Origin of the sequence: Bradyrhizobium sp. LVM 105 (genome assembly GCF_003957705.1) — a bacterium.
GTDB lineage: Bacteria > Pseudomonadota > Alphaproteobacteria > Rhizobiales > Xanthobacteraceae > Bradyrhizobium > Bradyrhizobium frederickii.
This window is the reverse complement of record NZ_QZMV01000001.1, coordinates 392843-408000: the sequence shown is the minus strand read 5'-3', so window position 1 is coordinate 408000 and position 15158 is coordinate 392843. Positions and strand designations below refer to the sequence as shown.

At 66.5% G+C, this 15158-nt stretch carries 13 protein-coding genes and 1 other RNA gene; 4 read left to right on the top strand and 10 right to left on the bottom strand.

All coding sequences use genetic code 11. The features are described 5' to 3' along the window. Positions 1 to 103: 103 nt before the first annotated feature. The 5 genes from D6B98_RS01995 to rsmH all read right to left on the bottom strand — a co-directional run bounded on the left by D6B98_RS01995 (position 104) and on the right by rsmH (position 6161). Positions 104 to 1483 carry a UDP-N-acetylmuramoyl-tripeptide--D-alanyl-D-alanine ligase gene (locus D6B98_RS01995; RefSeq protein ID WP_126255267.1) on the bottom strand — a complete coding sequence of 460 codons (1380 nt, stop codon included), beginning with the start codon at positions 1481 to 1483 and terminating at the stop codon, positions 104 to 106. Continuing rightward, positions 1480 to 2952, bottom strand: a complete 1473-nt coding sequence (locus D6B98_RS01990; RefSeq protein WP_126255266.1) for a UDP-N-acetylmuramoyl-L-alanyl-D-glutamate--2,6-diaminopimelate ligase — start codon at positions 2950 to 2952, stop codon at positions 1480 to 1482. The genes D6B98_RS01995 and D6B98_RS01990 overlap by 4 nt, the downstream gene beginning before the upstream one ends. A gap of 84 nt (positions 2953 to 3036) precedes the next feature. Next, complete coding sequence (locus D6B98_RS01985; RefSeq protein ID WP_126255265.1) at positions 3037 to 4779, bottom strand: peptidoglycan D,D-transpeptidase FtsI family protein; 1743 nt, start codon at positions 4777 to 4779, stop codon at positions 3037 to 3039. Then, a complete protein-coding gene (gene ftsL / locus D6B98_RS01980) occupies positions 4776 to 5168 on the bottom strand; it encodes a cell division protein FtsL (RefSeq protein ID WP_126255264.1) in 393 nt (130 codons plus the stop codon). The genes D6B98_RS01985 and ftsL overlap by 4 nt, the downstream gene beginning before the upstream one ends. A 3-nt stretch (positions 5169 to 5171) precedes the next feature. After that, positions 5172 to 6161 (bottom strand): 16S rRNA (cytosine(1402)-N(4))-methyltransferase RsmH, encoded by a 990-nt coding sequence (rsmH, locus tag D6B98_RS01975; RefSeq protein WP_164718327.1) that lies wholly within the window; start codon positions 6159 to 6161, stop codon positions 5172 to 5174. A gap of 524 nt (positions 6162 to 6685) precedes the next feature. Here rsmH and D6B98_RS01970 point away from each other — a divergent pair. Continuing rightward, the gene (locus D6B98_RS01970) at positions 6686 to 7468 is read left to right on the top strand and encodes an N-acetylmuramoyl-L-alanine amidase (protein WP_126255262.1); all 783 of its coding nucleotides are present in this window, start codon (positions 6686 to 6688) and stop codon (positions 7466 to 7468) included. A 155-nt stretch (positions 7469 to 7623) separates the two neighbouring features. On the opposite strand, the gene D6B98_RS01965 is transcribed toward D6B98_RS01970, so the two are convergent. After that, on the bottom strand, positions 7624 to 8856 hold the full coding sequence (locus tag D6B98_RS01965) for an RNA polymerase sigma factor (RefSeq protein ID WP_126255261.1): 1233 nt from the start codon (positions 8854 to 8856) through the stop codon (positions 7624 to 7626). Positions 8857 to 8995: 139 nt separating this feature from the next. Then, on the bottom strand, positions 8996 to 9349 hold the full coding sequence (locus D6B98_RS01960; RefSeq protein WP_126255260.1) for a YciI family protein: 354 nt from the start codon (positions 9347 to 9349) through the stop codon (positions 8996 to 8998). Positions 9350 to 9498: 149 nt separating this feature from the next. Between D6B98_RS01960 and rnpB the strand changes: the two genes are divergently transcribed. After that, positions 9499 to 9915: RNase P RNA component class A (gene rnpB, locus D6B98_RS01955), an RNA gene on the top strand. A 169-nt stretch (positions 9916 to 10084) separates the two neighbouring features. On the opposite strand, the gene D6B98_RS01950 is transcribed toward rnpB, so the two are convergent. Together D6B98_RS01950 and D6B98_RS01945 are read right to left on the bottom strand one after the other, a co-directional pair. Then, positions 10085 to 10798, bottom strand: a complete 714-nt coding sequence (locus D6B98_RS01950) for an alpha/beta fold hydrolase (protein WP_164718326.1) — start codon at positions 10796 to 10798, stop codon at positions 10085 to 10087. A gap of 67 nt (positions 10799 to 10865) precedes the next feature. Then, the gene (locus D6B98_RS01945) at positions 10866 to 11294 is read right to left on the bottom strand and encodes a DUF983 domain-containing protein (RefSeq protein WP_245481208.1); all 429 of its coding nucleotides are present in this window, start codon (positions 11292 to 11294) and stop codon (positions 10866 to 10868) included. An 81-nt stretch (positions 11295 to 11375) separates the two neighbouring features. Here D6B98_RS01945 and D6B98_RS01940 point away from each other — a divergent pair, with 81 nt between their 5' ends. Both D6B98_RS01940 and D6B98_RS01935 read left to right on the top strand, forming a co-directional pair. Then, entirely contained in the window at positions 11376 to 12746 is a 1371-nt protein-coding gene (locus D6B98_RS01940; protein ID WP_164718325.1) for an aminotransferase-like domain-containing protein, read from the top strand. Positions 12747 to 12933: 187 nt separating this feature from the next. After that, a complete protein-coding gene (locus D6B98_RS01935; RefSeq protein ID WP_126255256.1) occupies positions 12934 to 13677 on the top strand; it encodes a sulfite exporter TauE/SafE family protein in 744 nt (247 codons plus the stop codon). A 26-nt stretch (positions 13678 to 13703) separates the two neighbouring features. Here D6B98_RS01935 and D6B98_RS01930 read toward each other — a convergent pair whose 3' ends face one another. Next, positions 13704 to 15110 carry an MATE family efflux transporter gene (locus D6B98_RS01930; RefSeq protein WP_126255255.1) on the bottom strand — a complete coding sequence of 469 codons (1407 nt, stop codon included), beginning with the start codon at positions 15108 to 15110 and terminating at the stop codon, positions 13704 to 13706. Positions 15111 to 15158 lie beyond the last annotated feature (48 nt).

The following is a 15158-nucleotide window of genomic DNA, read 5'->3' as shown; positions in this document are numbered from 1 at the left end:
ACGCGCATTCGCTGGTCTTCATCATGGGTCGCGCGCCCCCAGGGGAAACCGGATGGCTTCGCGCCGCAAGGGTGGGATTCGGGAACGGCGCCTTCCAAGCAGTTTACGCCTTCGCCTGCAAGGCGGCCACCAGGCCCGGCACAAACTTGTTGACCCAGAACATCTTCTTGCTGCCCTTGACAACCACCACATCGCCTGCCTGCAGCAGATTTGCGACCTCGTCCGGCTTCAGCGTGGCCGGATCGTCGTGCCAGCCGAGGCCCTTGCCTGACGGCAGCACATCGTAGAGGTGGCGCATCAGGGGGCCGACGCAGTAGACGCCGTCGATCCCGTTGAGGTGCTTGGCAAGGGCGGTGTGGTAGTCTGGCGCGTCATCGCCGAGCTCCAGCATGTCGCCGAGCACCGCAATGCGGCGGCCGCCGGTCACATGGCGGGCCTGCAGGCTTTGCAACGCGGCAGCAACGCTGGCCGGATTGCCGTTGAAGCTGTCGTCGATCACGGTGATGCCGCCGACCGCCTGCTCGACGCCGCGGCCGGTCATGATGCCGACGCGGTCGAGCTTGATCGCGAGCGTCGCCGGATCGAGATGGGCCGCGCGGATCGCGGCGAGCGCGGCCAGCGCATTCTGCACGCGATGCGGCGCGCCCGGCGTCAGGCTGAAGGCGATCTCCTTCTTGCCGATCATCGCCACGACCTGCCAGCTCTCGCCATGCGGCGCGTGTGCGACCTCGTGCACCTCGGCATGCTCGCCGAAGCGCACGACCTTGCCTTTCCATTCCGAGGCCTTGAGCCCGGCAGGCAGCACCAGCACGCCGTCCTCGGGCAGGCCGAGCGCGATCGAGACTTTCTCGTGCCTGATGGCTTCGAGCGAGCCGAGCTTTTCCAGATGCACGGGCTGGACGTTGACGACCAGCGCCACCGTCGGCCGCGTCAATTCGCTGAGCCGCGCGATCTCGCCTTTCTGGTTCATGCCCATCTCGACGACCCAGAGGCTGGCATTGGGCCGCGCGTTGCACAGCGTCAGCGGCACACCCCAGAAATTGTTGAAGCTCGAGGGGCTGGCATAGGCGTTCGGATAGGCCGCCAGAAACTCCTTGGTGCTGGTCTTGCCCGCGCTGCCGGTCAGCCCGATCACCGGCCCGTGGAAACGCGCGCGCGCGGCGCGTGCGAGGGCCCAGAGGCCGTCGATCAGCGTGTCCTTGACGACGATCTGCGGAATGCGGATGCCGGCGATCTCGTGCGGCACGATCATCGCGACCGCGCCGGAGGCTTCCGCCTTGTCCGCGAATTCCCAACCGTCGCGCGCACTGGCGAAGGCCGAGACGAAGCCGCCGCTCGGCGTGCCGCTCAGCGCCACAAACAGGCTGCCTGGTTTCGCCAGGCGGCTATCCTGCGTGACGAAATCGATCGGGGTGTCCGGGAACGATCCGTCCGCGCCCAGCGCGCGCGCCACTTCGGCAACCGTCCATATCGGCGCGCTCATGCAACCCTCGACGCTAATGCGGCGGCGACCGCCTCGTGATCACTGAAGGGCAAGACCTCTCCGCCCACGATCTGCCCGGTCTCGTGGCCCTTGCCGGCGATGAGCAGCGCATCGCCCTCCTGCAATTCCTCGATCGCGGCGCGGATGGCCTCGGCGCGGTCGCCGATCTCGCGGGCGCCCTTGGCGGTCGCAAGGATCGCGGCGCGGATTGCTTCCGGCTTCTCGCTGCGCGGATTGTCGTCGGTGACGATGATGCCGTCGGCGTTCTCGGCCGCGATCTCGCCCATGATCGGACGCTTACCGGCATCGCGGTCGCCGCCGGCGCCGAACACGACCACCAGCCGGCGCTTGGCATAGGGCCGCAGCGCCTGCAGCGCCTTCGCCAGCGCATCGGGCTTGTGCGCATAGTCGACGAAGATCGGCGCGCCGTTGCGCTCGCCGACGCGCTCCAATCGTCCTTTGGCGCCTTCGAGATGCTCCAGGCTTGCGAACACCTCGGCTGCATCGCTGCCCGTGCCGATCGCAAGACCGGCCGATACCAGGGCGTTCTCGATCTGGAATTCGCCGACCAGCGGCAGCCGGATGGCATGGCGCTTGCCGCGATGTTCGAGCGTCAGCCGTTGCGAGAAGCCCTCGACCACGGCCTCGCTGAGACGGATACCCTCGCCAGCCCCGTCGCCGTTGCGGCCGACCGCCATCACGCGCAGGCTGCGCGCCTTCGCAGCATCGATCGCTTCCGCCGAGCAATCATGATCGGCCGAGATCACCGCCGCGCCGCCCGGGGACACGAGCTCGCGGAACAGGCGGAGCTTCGCGGCGAGATAATGCGCGACGGTCGGATGGTAATCCATGTGGTCGCGCGACAGATTGGTGAAGCCGGCCGCGGAGACGCGCACGCCATCAAGGCGATACTGATCGAGCCCATGCGACGATGCCTCGAAGGCAAGATGCGTGACGCCCTCACGCGCGATCTCGTCGATCTGCCGGTGCAGCGCGATCGGATCCGGCGTCGTCAGCGAGCCATAGATGGTGCGCTTGGGCGAGACGAGGCCGATGGTGCCGATGCTGGCGGAAGCATGCCCGAGCCGCTCCCAGATCTGGCGCGTGAAGGCTGCGACCGAGGTCTTGCCGCTGGTGCCGGTCACGGCCGCGATGGTCGCCGGCTGGGCGGGGAAGAAGTTTGCAGCGGCCAGCGCCAGCGCGCGGCGCGGATTGGCCACGGGGACGAACGGCACTCTGCTCGCAACCGGCTCATGATCACCGACCACGGCCACGGCGCCTGCGGCAATCGCAGCATCGATGAAGCGCGCGCCGTCGGTCTTGCTGCCCGCCAGCGCGAAGAAGACATCACCCGGCTTGACCGCGCGACTGTCGAGCGCAAGGCCGGTCACGTCGAGCGCGGCGGCAGCGGGCTCGATCGCGGCATCATTGCCCAGAATATCCTGACCCAGGAGGTCGCGCAGCTTCATGGTCTTCCAGTCGACATGCCCTGCCGGAAAGCCGAATCCAGGGGAAAATCCCGACTCAGCCGCGGCGATGGCTCACCCCGTTGATTACTGGGTTGTCCTGGATGCTGCAAGAATAAGGCGCTCCGCAGGCGGCAGGTCGAACCGGGGCTCGACGCCCAGGAGCGGCGCGATCCGCTCGATCACCTTGCCGCCGGTCGGCACCGCGTTCCAGCCCGAAGTGATGAAACCCTTCGTCTCGGGAATCGCCTGCGGCTCGTCCAGCATGATCAGGATCTGATATTTCGGATCGTCGCAGGGCATGATCGCGGTGAAGGAGTTCAGCACGCGCTTCTTGGCATAGCGGCCGTTGATGACCTTTTCGGACGTGCCTGTCTTGCCGCCGACGTAATAGCCCTTGATGTCGGCGGTCTTGGCGGTGCCGATCTCGGCATTGAGCCGCATCAGGAACCGCATCTTGTCGCTGGTCTCCGTCTTGATGACGCGCTTGGCGATCGCCGCGGCTTCGGATTCGCTGCGCTTCAAGAAGGTCGGTGGAATCAAATAGCCGCCGTTCACCAGCGCGTTGATGCCCATCACCGCCTGGAGCGGCGCCACCGACATGCCCTGGCCGAACGCGATGGTGACCGTATTGAGCTCACCCCAGCGCCGCGGCACCAGCGGCGCCGCGCTTTCCGGCAGCTCGGTGCGCAGCCGTGTCAGCTGCCCCATCTTGGCGAGGAACGCCTTGTGCGCCTCCACGCCCTGGCTCAACGCGATCCGCGCGGCGCCGATGTTGGACGAGAAGGTGAACACTTCCTTGGTGTTGATGAAACGTCCGAGCGGGTGGCTGTCGTGGATGGTGAACTTGCCGTAGTGCAGGTTTCCGCGCGCGTCCCACGACGAGTTCAGATTGACCTTCCCGGAATCGAGCGCCATCGCCAGCGTGAACGCCTTGAAGGTCGAGCCCATCTCGTAGACGCCGGTGGTCAGGCGGTTGATGCGGTCGGGATCGTGCGCTTCCTTCGGATTGTTGGGGTCGAAGTCCGGTAAGGACACCATCGCCACGAGCTCGCCGGTCTTGACGTTCGAAACGATGCCGGAGGCCGCCTTGGCGTGGAACTTGTCCTTGGCCTTCAGCAGCTCGTCGCGCAGCGCGTGCTCGACCCGCAGGTCGATCGAAAGCTCGATCGGCTTCTGCAGCCGGTCGGTGGCAAATCCGGCACGGTGGAGATCGGCGAGGCCCTGATTGTCGAGCCACTTCTCCATGCCGGCGATGCCCTGGTTGTCGATGTTGACGAGGCCGATGAGATGGGCGACCTCGTTGCCGGTCGGATAGACGCGCTTGTTCTCGCGCAGGAAGCCGATGCCGGGGATGCCGAGCTTGTGAATCGCCTGCTGCTGCTGCGCCGTGACCTCGCGCTTGAGCCAGACGAAGCCCTTGCGCGTCCTCAGGCGTTCGCGCACCTCGGCCTCGTCGAGGTCAGGCACGGTCGCGGTGAGAAGCTCGATCGCCTCGTCCTTGTCGATGATGCGGCGCGGCTCGCCGAACAGGCTCGCCGTCTTGACGTCGGTCGCGAGGATCGCGCCGTTGCGGTCGACGATGTCGGGCCGCGCGGTCGCAACCACCTCCTGCGAGGCCGCGCGACGCGCACTGTGGGCATCGGCGCCGATCGCGAACATCACGAGCCGGCCGCCGATCAGGGCGTAGACCGCGGCGAAGGCGAGCATGGCGAGACCGACGCGTGCGCGCGCCTTTACGGCGCGATCGACGTTGCGTCCGTAGAGCAGGCTGCGGATCAGACGCTGCCGCCAGGGTTCTGCAGGTTTGGCCGGAGTCGCAGCGCTCATTGCTTGTCCTCGGGCTGAGGCACGGAGCCCGTCACAGTGTCAGGATCGCTGGCGGCTTCGATCGTGTTGAGCATGGCTCCGATCGGATCGGGCTCGCCCGGCCTGAACATCCGCGGCGGACGCTCCGGCAGGTTCTTCAGCGAATCGTATTGCGTGCCGTTGACCGGCTTGAGCTGCAGATACCGGTCGGACAGGCCTTGCAGCCGCTGCGGCGCATCGAGCTTGGCCCACTCGGACCGCAGCGCCGCGATCGCGTCGCGCTGCTCGCGGATCTCCGCATGCAGCCGCAGCACCTTCTCGGTGCGCGCGGTGGAGTCCATCTTGATCCGGTAGACATAGGCCGCCGCGAAGATCAGCGCGCCGATGACGAGGAGGTGGATGATGCGCATGCGCTACCCGCCCCTCATCACGTCGGAGAGTCTCGGCCAGGACGATTGCTCGCCATCCTGATGCGCCGGCGCCGAGCTGCGTTCGGCCGCGCGCAATTTTGCGGAACGCGCCCGCGGATTTTGCGCGACTTCGTCGTCGCCGGCGACGATGGGCCGCCGCGTCAGCAGCTGGAAGCTCGGCGGAACTTGGGCCACCTCCGGCAGATGCCGCGAGCCGCCGCCGGTCTTCGAGCGCTCGGAGAGGAAATTCTTGACGATGCGGTCTTCCAGCGAATGGAACGAGACCACGACGAGGCGGCCACCCGGCGTGAGCACGCGCTCGGCGGCGGCGAGCGCGGTCTGCAACTCCTCGAGCTCCTCGTTGACGAAGATGCGCAAGGCCTGAAACGTCCGCGTTGCCGGATGAATGTCGCCGGGCTTCGAACGCACCACCCTGGCGACGAGTTCGGCGAGCGCGCGCGTGGTCGTGAACGGCGTCTGCTGCCGATCGGCCACGATGGCACGGGCGATGCGGCGCGAATGCCGCTCCTCGCCGAGCTGATAGATGATGTCGGCGAGATCGCCTTCGGAGGCTCGGGCGATCACGTCGGCCGCGGTCGGCCCCGATTGCCCCATCCGCATGTCGAGCGGACCGTCGAGGCGGAACGAGAAGCCGCGGCCGGCCTGGTCGAGCTGCATCGAGGACACGCCGACATCCATCACGACGCCGTTCACGGTGTCGATGCCCTGTGCGGCGCAGACGTCGGCGAGATTGGAGAAGCGGTCCTCGACCAGGGTCAGCCGGCCGGCGGAGCGTTCGACCAGTTCCGCACCGCCCGCGATCGCCGTGCGGTCGCGATCAATGGCGATGAGCCGGGTTCCCGGCACCTCCAGGATCGCACGGCTATAGCCGCCGGCACCAAACGTGGCGTCGACATAAATGCCGCCATCGCGCGGAGCGAGATGGGCGATGGCCTCGCGGCCAAGAACGGGAATGTGCGGGGCCGAGCTCATGCGCCACGCCTGCCGAAGGCGCTGCCTGACGTCCAAGCGAGATCGGGGACGAACAAGCCCATAACGCCTCGAATCATTCCGCGTCGCGGCGGTTCCACGACAAAGCCCCAGTCCGGCATGGTTACCGAGCCCGGTCGTCCCGGGCCGCAGACCGAGTGTTCCCAGCGGAATTTGTCGGGCAGCCATGGGATTTCGAGCCAAAATACGCTTTGGCCGCCTCCGGACGCGGGTCGGCTCTTCATCTCTCAGTAACGGCCCTTAGCGTTAAGAAAGCGTTGATCGGCTCGTTACAAGTCGCAAAGGTGAAGCGGCGGTGATGCTTCTTCCACACACATGCGCAAAATACATCCGTTAACCGCGCCGCGCGATTGCGCGCGGTGGAGGGTAAAGGAATAGTAAAGAGAAGGGCTTGGCCCATTCGCGTCCGACCTGAGTTGTCCATGCCGCCATCCGGTTCGTCCACACCGCCTGGAACTGATTCGAAGCGCCAGCGCGTTCTCCCGGTTCCCAAGGCCGCGGCGAACATGCGGACGTTCGAGCCGGACTCCTCGATCGTCTCCGACATCATCCCTTCGCCGAACTACGGCGAGCGCAGCAAGGGACGGCAGCCCGACATGATCGTGCTGCACTACACCGGCATGCCCGATGTCGAGGGCGCGCTGGCGCGGTTGTGCACCGCCGGCTCCGAGGTCTCGGCGCACTATGTCGTGCTGGAGGACGGGCGCATCGTGCAATGCGTGCCCGAGACCAAGCGCGCCTGGCACGCCGGCGTATCGTCCTGGGCCGGCGAAGACGACGTCAACTCCTGCTCGATCGGCATCGAGATCGTCAATCGCGGCCACGACTGGGGCTATCCGGAGTTTCCGCTGCGCCAGATCGCCGCCGTGATCGCGCTGTGCCGCGGCATCATGCTCCGCCGCAAGGTGCCGTCCCACCGGGTGCTCGGCCATTCCGACGTCGCGCCCGCGCGCAAGAAGGACCCCGGCGAGAAGTTCCCGTGGCACTCGCTCGCCAATTCCGGCGTCGGTCACTGGGTCACGCCCGCCCCTGTCGTGCGCGGCGAGACCCTGATGCTCGGCACCATCAGCGACGAGGTGCTGAGCCTGCAGCAGGCGCTCGCCAGATACGGCTACGGCGTGCCGCTGACCGGCAAATACGACGCCGCGACCATGGAAGTCGTCACGGCCTTCCAGCGCCATTTCCGCCCGGCGCGGCTCGATGGCGTCGCGGACCACTCGACGCTGTCGACATTGCAGGCGCTGCTGGCGAGCCTGCCGACGGAAGGGACGACCGTCGCGTCGAAGTGACGGGGTAGACCACGCAGTTCACTCTCGTGTCCCGGACGCGCGAAGCGCGAGCCGGGACCCAGCCAGCGAGACGAGAGTCCGCTGCGGCGAGATGGGCCCCGGCTCTGCAGCGCACCGCCAAGAGGGCGCTGCGCTGCGTCCCGGGCACGAGAGCCCTAACCCATCTCCCTCATCCTTCGCGCATACAGCCGCCGCAACGGCTCGAGCTGCGTCGCCTCCGTCGCCGCGCGGTAGGCCTCGCGCGCTTCCTCGTTGCGGCCAAGCCGCCGCAACAGATCGGCGCGCACCGCGGGCAACAGCTCATAGCCGCGCAGCCCGCCTCGGGCACTGATCGCATCGACGAGATCGAGCGCGCGGGCCGGCCCATCGACCATCGACAGCGCGGCCGCGTGGTTGAGCTCGATCACCGCAGAAGGGCCGATGCGCAGCAATACCTCGTACAGCCCGGCGATCTGCGGCCAGTCGGTCTGCGCAAAGCTGGGCGCACGCGCATGCAGCGCGGCGATCGCGGCCTGCACGGCATAAGGCTGCGGCCGGCCGGGGACCCGCAGCGCGTCGTCGACCAGACGCAGGCCTTCCTCGATCTGCGCATGATCCCACAGCGTGCGGTCCTGATCTTCGAGCAGCACGATGTCGCCAGCCGCCGTCTCGCGCCCGGCGCGGCGCGCATCGTGCAGCAGCATCAGGGCGAGCAGGCCCTTGATGCCGGCGCGATCCGGCATCAGCCGATCGAGCAGGCGGCCGAGCCGGATCGCCTCGGCCGCAAGATCAGGCCGCATCAGATCCGCGCCCTCGGTCGCCACATAGCCCTCGGTGAAGACGAGATAGATCACGGCAAGCACGCCATCGAGCCGCAGCGCCAGCGCGTCGCGTTCGGGCACCTCATAGGGGATGCCGGCGAGCCTGATCTTCTGCTTGGCGCGGACGAGGCGCTGCGCCATCGCCTCCTCGCCGACGAGGAAGGCGCGCGCGACCTGGGCGGTGGAGAGCCCGCACACGGTACGCAGTGTCAATGCGACCTGGACCTCCGGCGCGAAGGCGGGATGGCAGCAGGTGAAGATCAGCCGCAGCATGTCGTCGTCGAGCAACAGCGGCGGCTCGTCGGCGGCTTGCGCGTTCAGCTCCAGCTCATGCATCAGCGCCCGATGCTTGCCGCGGAACACCGCCTGGCGGCGGATGCGATCGATCACCTTGTGCTTGGCGACATTGACCAGCCAGGCGCGCGGATTGTCGGGGACCTCGCACGCCGCCCAGCGTTCCAGAGCGACGGCAAACGCATCCTGAAGCGCGTCCTCGGCGAGATCGAAATCGCCGACGAGACGGATCAGCGTGGCCAGCGCCCGCCCCGCCTCGTCGCGGAAGATTCTTTCGATCTCGTAAGGGGTCATCGAATGATGCTTTGCACGTCATCCCGGGGCGGGAGGCAGTCGCGAACTCTGGTGCGCAATTGCGCACCTGAGAATCTCGAAATCGCGGCACGAGATTTCGGATGCTCGCTACGCGAGCCCGGGAATGACGGCTTCGCCGTCACTTGTCGTAGACCCAGATCGGCCGCACCTCGATCGAACCGACGCGCGCGCTCGGAATTCGCGCGGCGATCTCGATCGCAGCGTTGAGATCCTTGGCCTCGATCAGATAGTAGCCGCCGAGCTGCTCGCGCGTTTCCGCGAACGGACCGTCGGTCGTCAGCGTCTTGCCGTCGCGCACGCGCACCGTGGTCGCGGTCGTGGTCGGGCGGAGCCGATCGCCGGCCTTGAAATTGCCGCTCCGGATGATGGATTGCGTAAAGGCCTCATACTCCGCCGACATCTTCTGGCTGGTTCCCGTGTCAATCTTCGCGTACTCGGCCTCGTTCTGGTAGATCATCAGCAGATATTGCATCGCTTCACTCCTGTTGTTCGGCTGTGTCGCCGACATCCAGTCGAACGGGGCACGCTCCAGACGACATCTTCAGGATAAATTATTTGCAGGCCGCGTGCGCGGCGATATCGGCTTGACGGGACCGTCACAAATGCCCCATGCGTTACCGGTCAGTCGGCCGGACGGCCGCTCCGGCAGGTGCCGAAAGGTCGCCGGGGAGGAAAGTCCGGGCTCCCTTGACATGCGGTGCCGGATAACGTCCGGCGGGGGTGACCCCAGGGAAAGTGCCACAGAGAACGAACCGCTTCCTCCTCGGAGGAAGTAAGGGTGAAAAGGTGCGGTAAGAGCGCACCGCGGCTGCGGCAACGGAGCCGGCATGGCAAACCCCACCGGGAGCAAAACCGAATAGGGACGGCGTAGCGGGCTGTTCGCGAAAGCGATAACGCCGCGGGGCGATGTCAGGCCCGCCGTCCGGGTAGGTTGCTCGAGGCCGTGTGCAAACACGGTCCCAGAGGAATGGCCGTCACGTATCGTCCGCGCAAGCGGGCGGTGCCCTACAGAACCCGGCTTACAGGCCGGCTGATATCTTGCAACGAGGGGTTCGGCGTGAATGCGCCGGGCCCCTCACCATTTTGGCCACGGTCGTCATTCCGGGGCTCGCGCAGCGCGAGCCCGGAATCCATCGGCCGGCAGAGTTGGTGGAAGAATGGATTCCGGGCTCGCGCCTTCGTCGCGCCCCGGAATGACAAGCGAGAATTAGGCGACGATCTCGTCCAACACCGCCATCAGCGCCTCCGGCGCGGTGACATTCGGGGCATGACTGGCGTCGAGCTCGAAATAATGCCATCCCTTCTCGTTCTTCGTGCGCGTCGCGAATTGCCCGAACACATCGCCCGGCGGGATGCGGGTGCAATAGATGTAGCTGCGCGGGATCGTCGGCTCGCCATGTTCGAGCCTCAGCTTCGACTCGAAGCACTTGATGGGCATCGGCACCCGGCGCGCGTTCAGCCAGTCGAGATCGGCCTGCGGCGTATCCGGCGGCGGCGGGTTCGGCGGAATGCGATAGCCGTCGCCAGAAGTTGCCGCCCTTCGCATCGGCTCCCGCCCACCCTCGTTGAGGTCGAACAGCGACTGGCCGTCGCGTGGCACGAAAGCATCGAGATAGATCAGTTGCCTCACGCGCTCGCGGGCGCGGTCGGCGACACCGGTCGCGACCATGCCGCCATAGCTGTGGCCGAGCAGCACGATGTCGCCGAGATCCTCGTATTTGATGACGTTGAGGATGTCCTGAATGTGCGTGTCGAGATCGATCGCCGGGCTGGCGAGATGCGCGCGTTCGCCGAGGCCCGTATAAGTCGGAGTGACCAGGCGGTGACCCGCCTCAGCCATCAGCGGATGCATCTTCTTCCAGGCCCATCCGCCGGACCATGCGCCATGACAGAGCAGGAAGGTCTTCGCGCGTGCGGCCATCGGCGTTTCCATCGTTGTTGTTTCGACGATGGAGTGTAGCGACCGGCCGCGTGATGTAAACGCCGCCTCAGGCGGCGCGGGTGTCGGCCTTCACCAGCACTGGCGCGAGCTCGCCCGCCTCCCGCCGCAGCTTGCCCGCCTCGAATCCGTGCATGCCGAGCTGCCATTGCAGCCCGACGATGGCACCCTTGGTCGGCTGCAACAATGCGAGCGAGGCGAACAGCGTCACCGGAAGCCACAGCGCCAGTTGCAACCAGACCGGCGGCGCATAGGCGGTCTCGACCGCGAGGATCGCCGGCACCACGAGATGGCCGACCACGACCATCACGAGGTAGGCGGGAAAGTCGTCGGCACGCTGGTGGAACAGCTCCTCGCCGCAATGATCGCAAGTGCCAGCCACTTTCAGGAAGCGGCCGAACATGTGCCCTTCCCCGCAATTCGGGCATTTGCCGCTGAAGCCGCGCCACATCGCCTTCGCCAGAGAGACCGTCGCCATGACCGCCACATCCTTCCTTTTCGATGATCCATACAATATTATGCTGTATCCATACATTCAAAGGATATGGGCCTAAATTGCATGGATTGGATCCCGACAATCTCTGAACTGAGCGGCCCGCGCTACCAGCGCATCGTCGACGCCATGGAGGCGGACATCGCCGCCGGCCGGCTGGTGCGCGGCCAGCAATTGCCGACCCAGCGCGCGTTGGCCAAGGCGCTCGACGTCGATCTCACCACCGTGACGCGCGCCTACACCGAGGCGCGGCGCCGCGGCATCATGGAGGCGCGGGTCGGACAGGGTTCGTTCGTGTCGGAGACCAGCGCGCGCCGCGCGGTCGACCTGCCGCATCCCGTCGCGATCGATCTGTCGATGAACGTGCCGCCACATCCGCTGGAGGCGCAGCTCGACGAACGCATCATCGCCGGACTGGAATCCATCCGGGCGCAATCGGGCCTGACGGCGTATCTCAACTATCAGCCGCCCGGCGGCAGCGCCCACGAGCGCGAGGTCGCGGCGCGCTGGATGCGCGCGCGGGTGCCGCACGCGCATGCCGACAGGCTCGTGGTCTTTCCCGGCGCGCAGACGATCCTGTTCAACCTGCTCGCGCACCTTGCGAGGCCCGGCGACATCGTGCTGACGGAAGCGCTGACATTCCCCGGCATCAAGGCCGCAGCCGCGCAGCTCGGCATCAAGCTCGTCGGGATCGCCATGGATGACGGCGGCATCCTGCCCGATGCGCTGGCAAGGGCCTGCCGCGCGCACAAGCCTAGGGCTGTCTATCTCATTCCGACGCTGCACAATCCGACCACCGCGACGCTTTCTCCCGAGCGGCGCGGTGCCATCGCAGAGATCATCCGCGACGCCGACACGATCCTGATCGAGGACGACGCCTACGGCCTGCTCGACCGCTCGGCATCCCCGATCGCCAATCTCATTCCCGAGCGGACTTATCTTGCGACCACGCTGTCGAAATGCATCGCACCGGCGTTACGCGTTGCCTATCTGGTGACGCCCGACGGCGGCGCGCAGCGACAGATGCGGACGTCTCTGCAGGCGACGGTGCAGATGCCGGCCCCGCTGATGGTCGCACTGGTGACGCATTGGATCGAGACCGGCGTTGCCGATCGCATCATCACCGCCATTCGCAACGAAGCAGTCGGCCGTCAGCAGCTCGCGCAACGCACGTTGAAGGGCTTCCAATTCCTGGCGAGGCCGGCAGCGCATCATCTGTGGCTGCGACTGCCCGAGCGCCGGCCCGATGTGGCCGCAGATCTCCTGCGGAACGGACTTGCGATCGTCGCCGCCGATGCCTTCACGGTCGGCGGGACACCGCCGCACGCGGCCCGGGTCTCGCTGGGGGCGGCCCGGAACAGATCTGAATTGACGGCAGCGCTGCGCATCCTGGTCGGCGCGCTGCAGAAGCCCGCCGACACCAGGCAGATCGTCTAGATCATCGACTATGACGGCGATCGCCGGAGCGCACGATCGTCGCCGCGACGTAGGGCTGTCCTTCGCGAAAGCCCGACGCGCCGCAGATCACGCTTGCATGCGGGATGGATTGACTTGCACGGCAGCAGGCGTGCTATGCGGGCGACGGCGATCAACTTTCGGGATCGCCGCGGCGAAGGACAATCTGTTGGAAACGCTCAGCTACGTCCTGCTGCTCCTCGGCGCATTGGCCGGCGGCTTCGTCTCGGGGCTGGCAGGCTTCGGCACGGCGCTGATGGCACTCGGCATCTGGCTCTACGTGCTGCCGCCCTCGCTCGCGGTGCCCCTTGTGCTGATCTGCTCTGTGATCGCGCAGACCTCGACGCTGCCATCGATGTGGAAGAGCTTCGACCTGTCGCTGGTCTGGCCGTTCCTGATCGGAGGGCTGCTCGGCGTGCCGCTGGGGACCATGATGGTCGCCTCGGCCGATCCCAAAGTGTTCAAGCTCAGCGTCGGCGTTTTAATTCTGGTCTTTTCGAGCGCGATGTATCTGAACAAGAGGCCGCTCGCGATCACATTCGGCGGCCGCTTCGCCGACGGCGCGATCGGCTTTGCCGGCGGTATCCTTGGCGGCCTCGCCGGATTATCGGGTCCGCTGCCGATCCTGTGGGCCAACATCCGCGGCTGGAACAAGCACGAGCGGCGCGGCATCTTCCAGCTCTTCAATTTCACGGTGCTCGCCACCGCGCTGATGCTGCAGACCGCATCGGGTCTCGTCGAGCTCAAGGTGGTCTGGCTCGCGCTGGTCGCGTTTCCAGGCACCTTGATCGGCGCCTGGGCCGGCGCACGCGTCTATCACGCCCTCAACGACAAGCATTTTGGCGATGTCGTGCTCGGCCTGCTGTTCCTGTCGGGCCTGACCCTGGTCTGGAACAGTCTCGGCGCGCTCTAGCTCCTCCCAGCGAAGAACAGCTGTCGTCACACCGGCTCGCGGGCGAGAGGCGCAACGGGTTCGGGGCTCCCCTGCTCTGGGGCCTTCTCCTTCGCCGCCAACGCCAGGCGCTTGTTGAACTCGCGGTGCAGCAGCCAGAGGCTCAAGCCGGCCTGCAACGTGGTCGTCGCGACCGACAGGTACCAGACGTGCTCCATGCGAAAGCCCGGCAGCGTCGAGAGCCAGATCGCCGGCAGGGAGTAGGTGAACACGCGCGTCGCCGAGGTCAAAAGCACCGGCTTGGTGTTGCCGAGGGCCTGGAACATGCTCGAGCAGGTGAAGATCAGCCCCTGCGCGACCATGTTGAGCGAGATGACCCGCAGGAACAGATAGGCGACCTCCATGGTCTCGCGGTCGTTAGAGAATCCGCCGAGCAGCAACTCCGGCTTCACCTGCGCGAGGATCATGAAGCCGGCCATCACGAGCGTGACGATCAAGGCCGCCTTGACGAAGGTTTCCCGCACGCGCGCGGCGTTGGCTGCGCCGAAATTCTGGCCGGCGATCGGCCCGGCCGCCAGCCCGACTGCGAGCGCAGGCATGTTGATCAGGCCGAGCACGCGCTGCCCGATGCCGAATCCCGCCTGCGCCGCCGCGCCGAAATCGCGCAGCACGTAGTAGACCACCGCCATGAAGATAAACATCATCGCGAACTCGCCGCCGGCGGGCAGGCCGACATCGAGAATGCGCATGAGATGACGCGGCTGTGGACGCCACTGCGCCGGATTGAAGGCGACATAGCGCTCGACCTTGCGGAAATAGACAAGCAGCATCAGCGCGCCGACGGCGACCGCGATCGAACTCGCCAGCCCTGCGCCGGCAACGCCGAGCGCATAGCCGGTGCCCCATCCCGAGATCAGCACCGGCGCCAGCGCGATATTGATGGCCACCGCAAGCGTCTGCACCAGCATGACAGGACGAACGATACCGGTGGCACGCAGCGCCGATCCCATCACCTGGGTCGCGAACTGCAGCGCGAGCGCCGGCATGAACCACAGCAGGTAAATGGTCCCGGCCTCGATCGTGGCCTGGTCCGCGGCGATCGCACGCATATAGGCGCGCGACAGCGCGGCACCTGCGACCAGGGTCAACAATCCGAACAGCACCGACAGCACCATCGCCTGGTTGAAGATCAGGTTTGCATCCGCCCGGTCCTTGCGTCCCACGGCATGCGCGATCAGCGCCACCGCGCCGACGCCGAGCACCTGCATCAGCCCGTTGATGAGGAAGCCGGCATTGCCGGCCGCGGCAACGCCCGCGACCGCGGCGTCGCCGAGGCCCGACACGAAGTAGAGGTCGACCAGCTGGCAGATCATGATCGTGACCATGCCGACCATGATCGGAGGGGCCATGGCCAGGATGTGTCTCACGATGGAGCCGTTCGTCAGGTCTTTCATGTCGTTCACCTATGGCGGCGCGAGGTCGGGACCTTCGCCCCGCCGCCG

What these genes read in the sequence shown, in the direction of transcription:
- D6B98_RS01995 (WP_126255267.1), bottom strand. Translation starts at nt 1,483, where the DNA reads ATGAGCGCGCCGATATGGACGGTTGCCGAAGTGGCGCGCGCGCTGGGC.
- D6B98_RS01990 (WP_126255266.1), bottom strand. Translation starts at nt 2,952, where the DNA reads ATGAAGCTGCGCGACCTCCTGGGTCAGGATATTCTGGGCAATGATGCC.
- D6B98_RS01985 (WP_126255265.1), bottom strand. Translation starts at nt 4,779, where the DNA reads ATGAGCGCTGCGACTCCGGCCAAACCTGCAGAACCCTGGCGGCAGCGT.
- ftsL (WP_126255264.1), bottom strand. Translation starts at nt 5,168, where the DNA reads ATGCGCATCATCCACCTCCTCGTCATCGGCGCGCTGATCTTCGCGGCG.
- rsmH (WP_164718327.1), bottom strand. Translation starts at nt 6,161, where the DNA reads ATGAGCTCGGCCCCGCACATTCCCGTTCTTGGCCGCGAGGCCATCGCC.
- D6B98_RS01970 (WP_126255262.1), top strand. Translation starts at nt 6,686, where the DNA reads ATGCGGACGTTCGAGCCGGACTCCTCGATCGTCTCCGACATCATCCCT.
- D6B98_RS01965 (WP_126255261.1), bottom strand. Translation starts at nt 8,856, where the DNA reads ATGACCCCTTACGAGATCGAAAGAATCTTCCGCGACGAGGCGGGGCGG.
- D6B98_RS01960 (WP_126255260.1), bottom strand. Translation starts at nt 9,349, where the DNA reads ATGCAATATCTGCTGATGATCTACCAGAACGAGGCCGAGTACGCGAAG.
- D6B98_RS01950 (WP_164718326.1), bottom strand. Translation starts at nt 10,798, where the DNA reads ATGGCCGCACGCGCGAAGACCTTCCTGCTCTGTCATGGCGCATGGTCC.
- D6B98_RS01945 (WP_245481208.1), bottom strand. Translation starts at nt 11,294, where the DNA reads ATGGCGACGGTCTCTCTGGCGAAGGCGATGTGGCGCGGCTTCAGCGGC.
- D6B98_RS01940 (WP_164718325.1), top strand. Translation starts at nt 11,376, where the DNA reads ATGGATTGGATCCCGACAATCTCTGAACTGAGCGGCCCGCGCTACCAG.
- D6B98_RS01930 (WP_126255255.1), bottom strand. Translation starts at nt 15,110, where the DNA reads ATGAAAGACCTGACGAACGGCTCCATCGTGAGACACATCCTGGCCATG.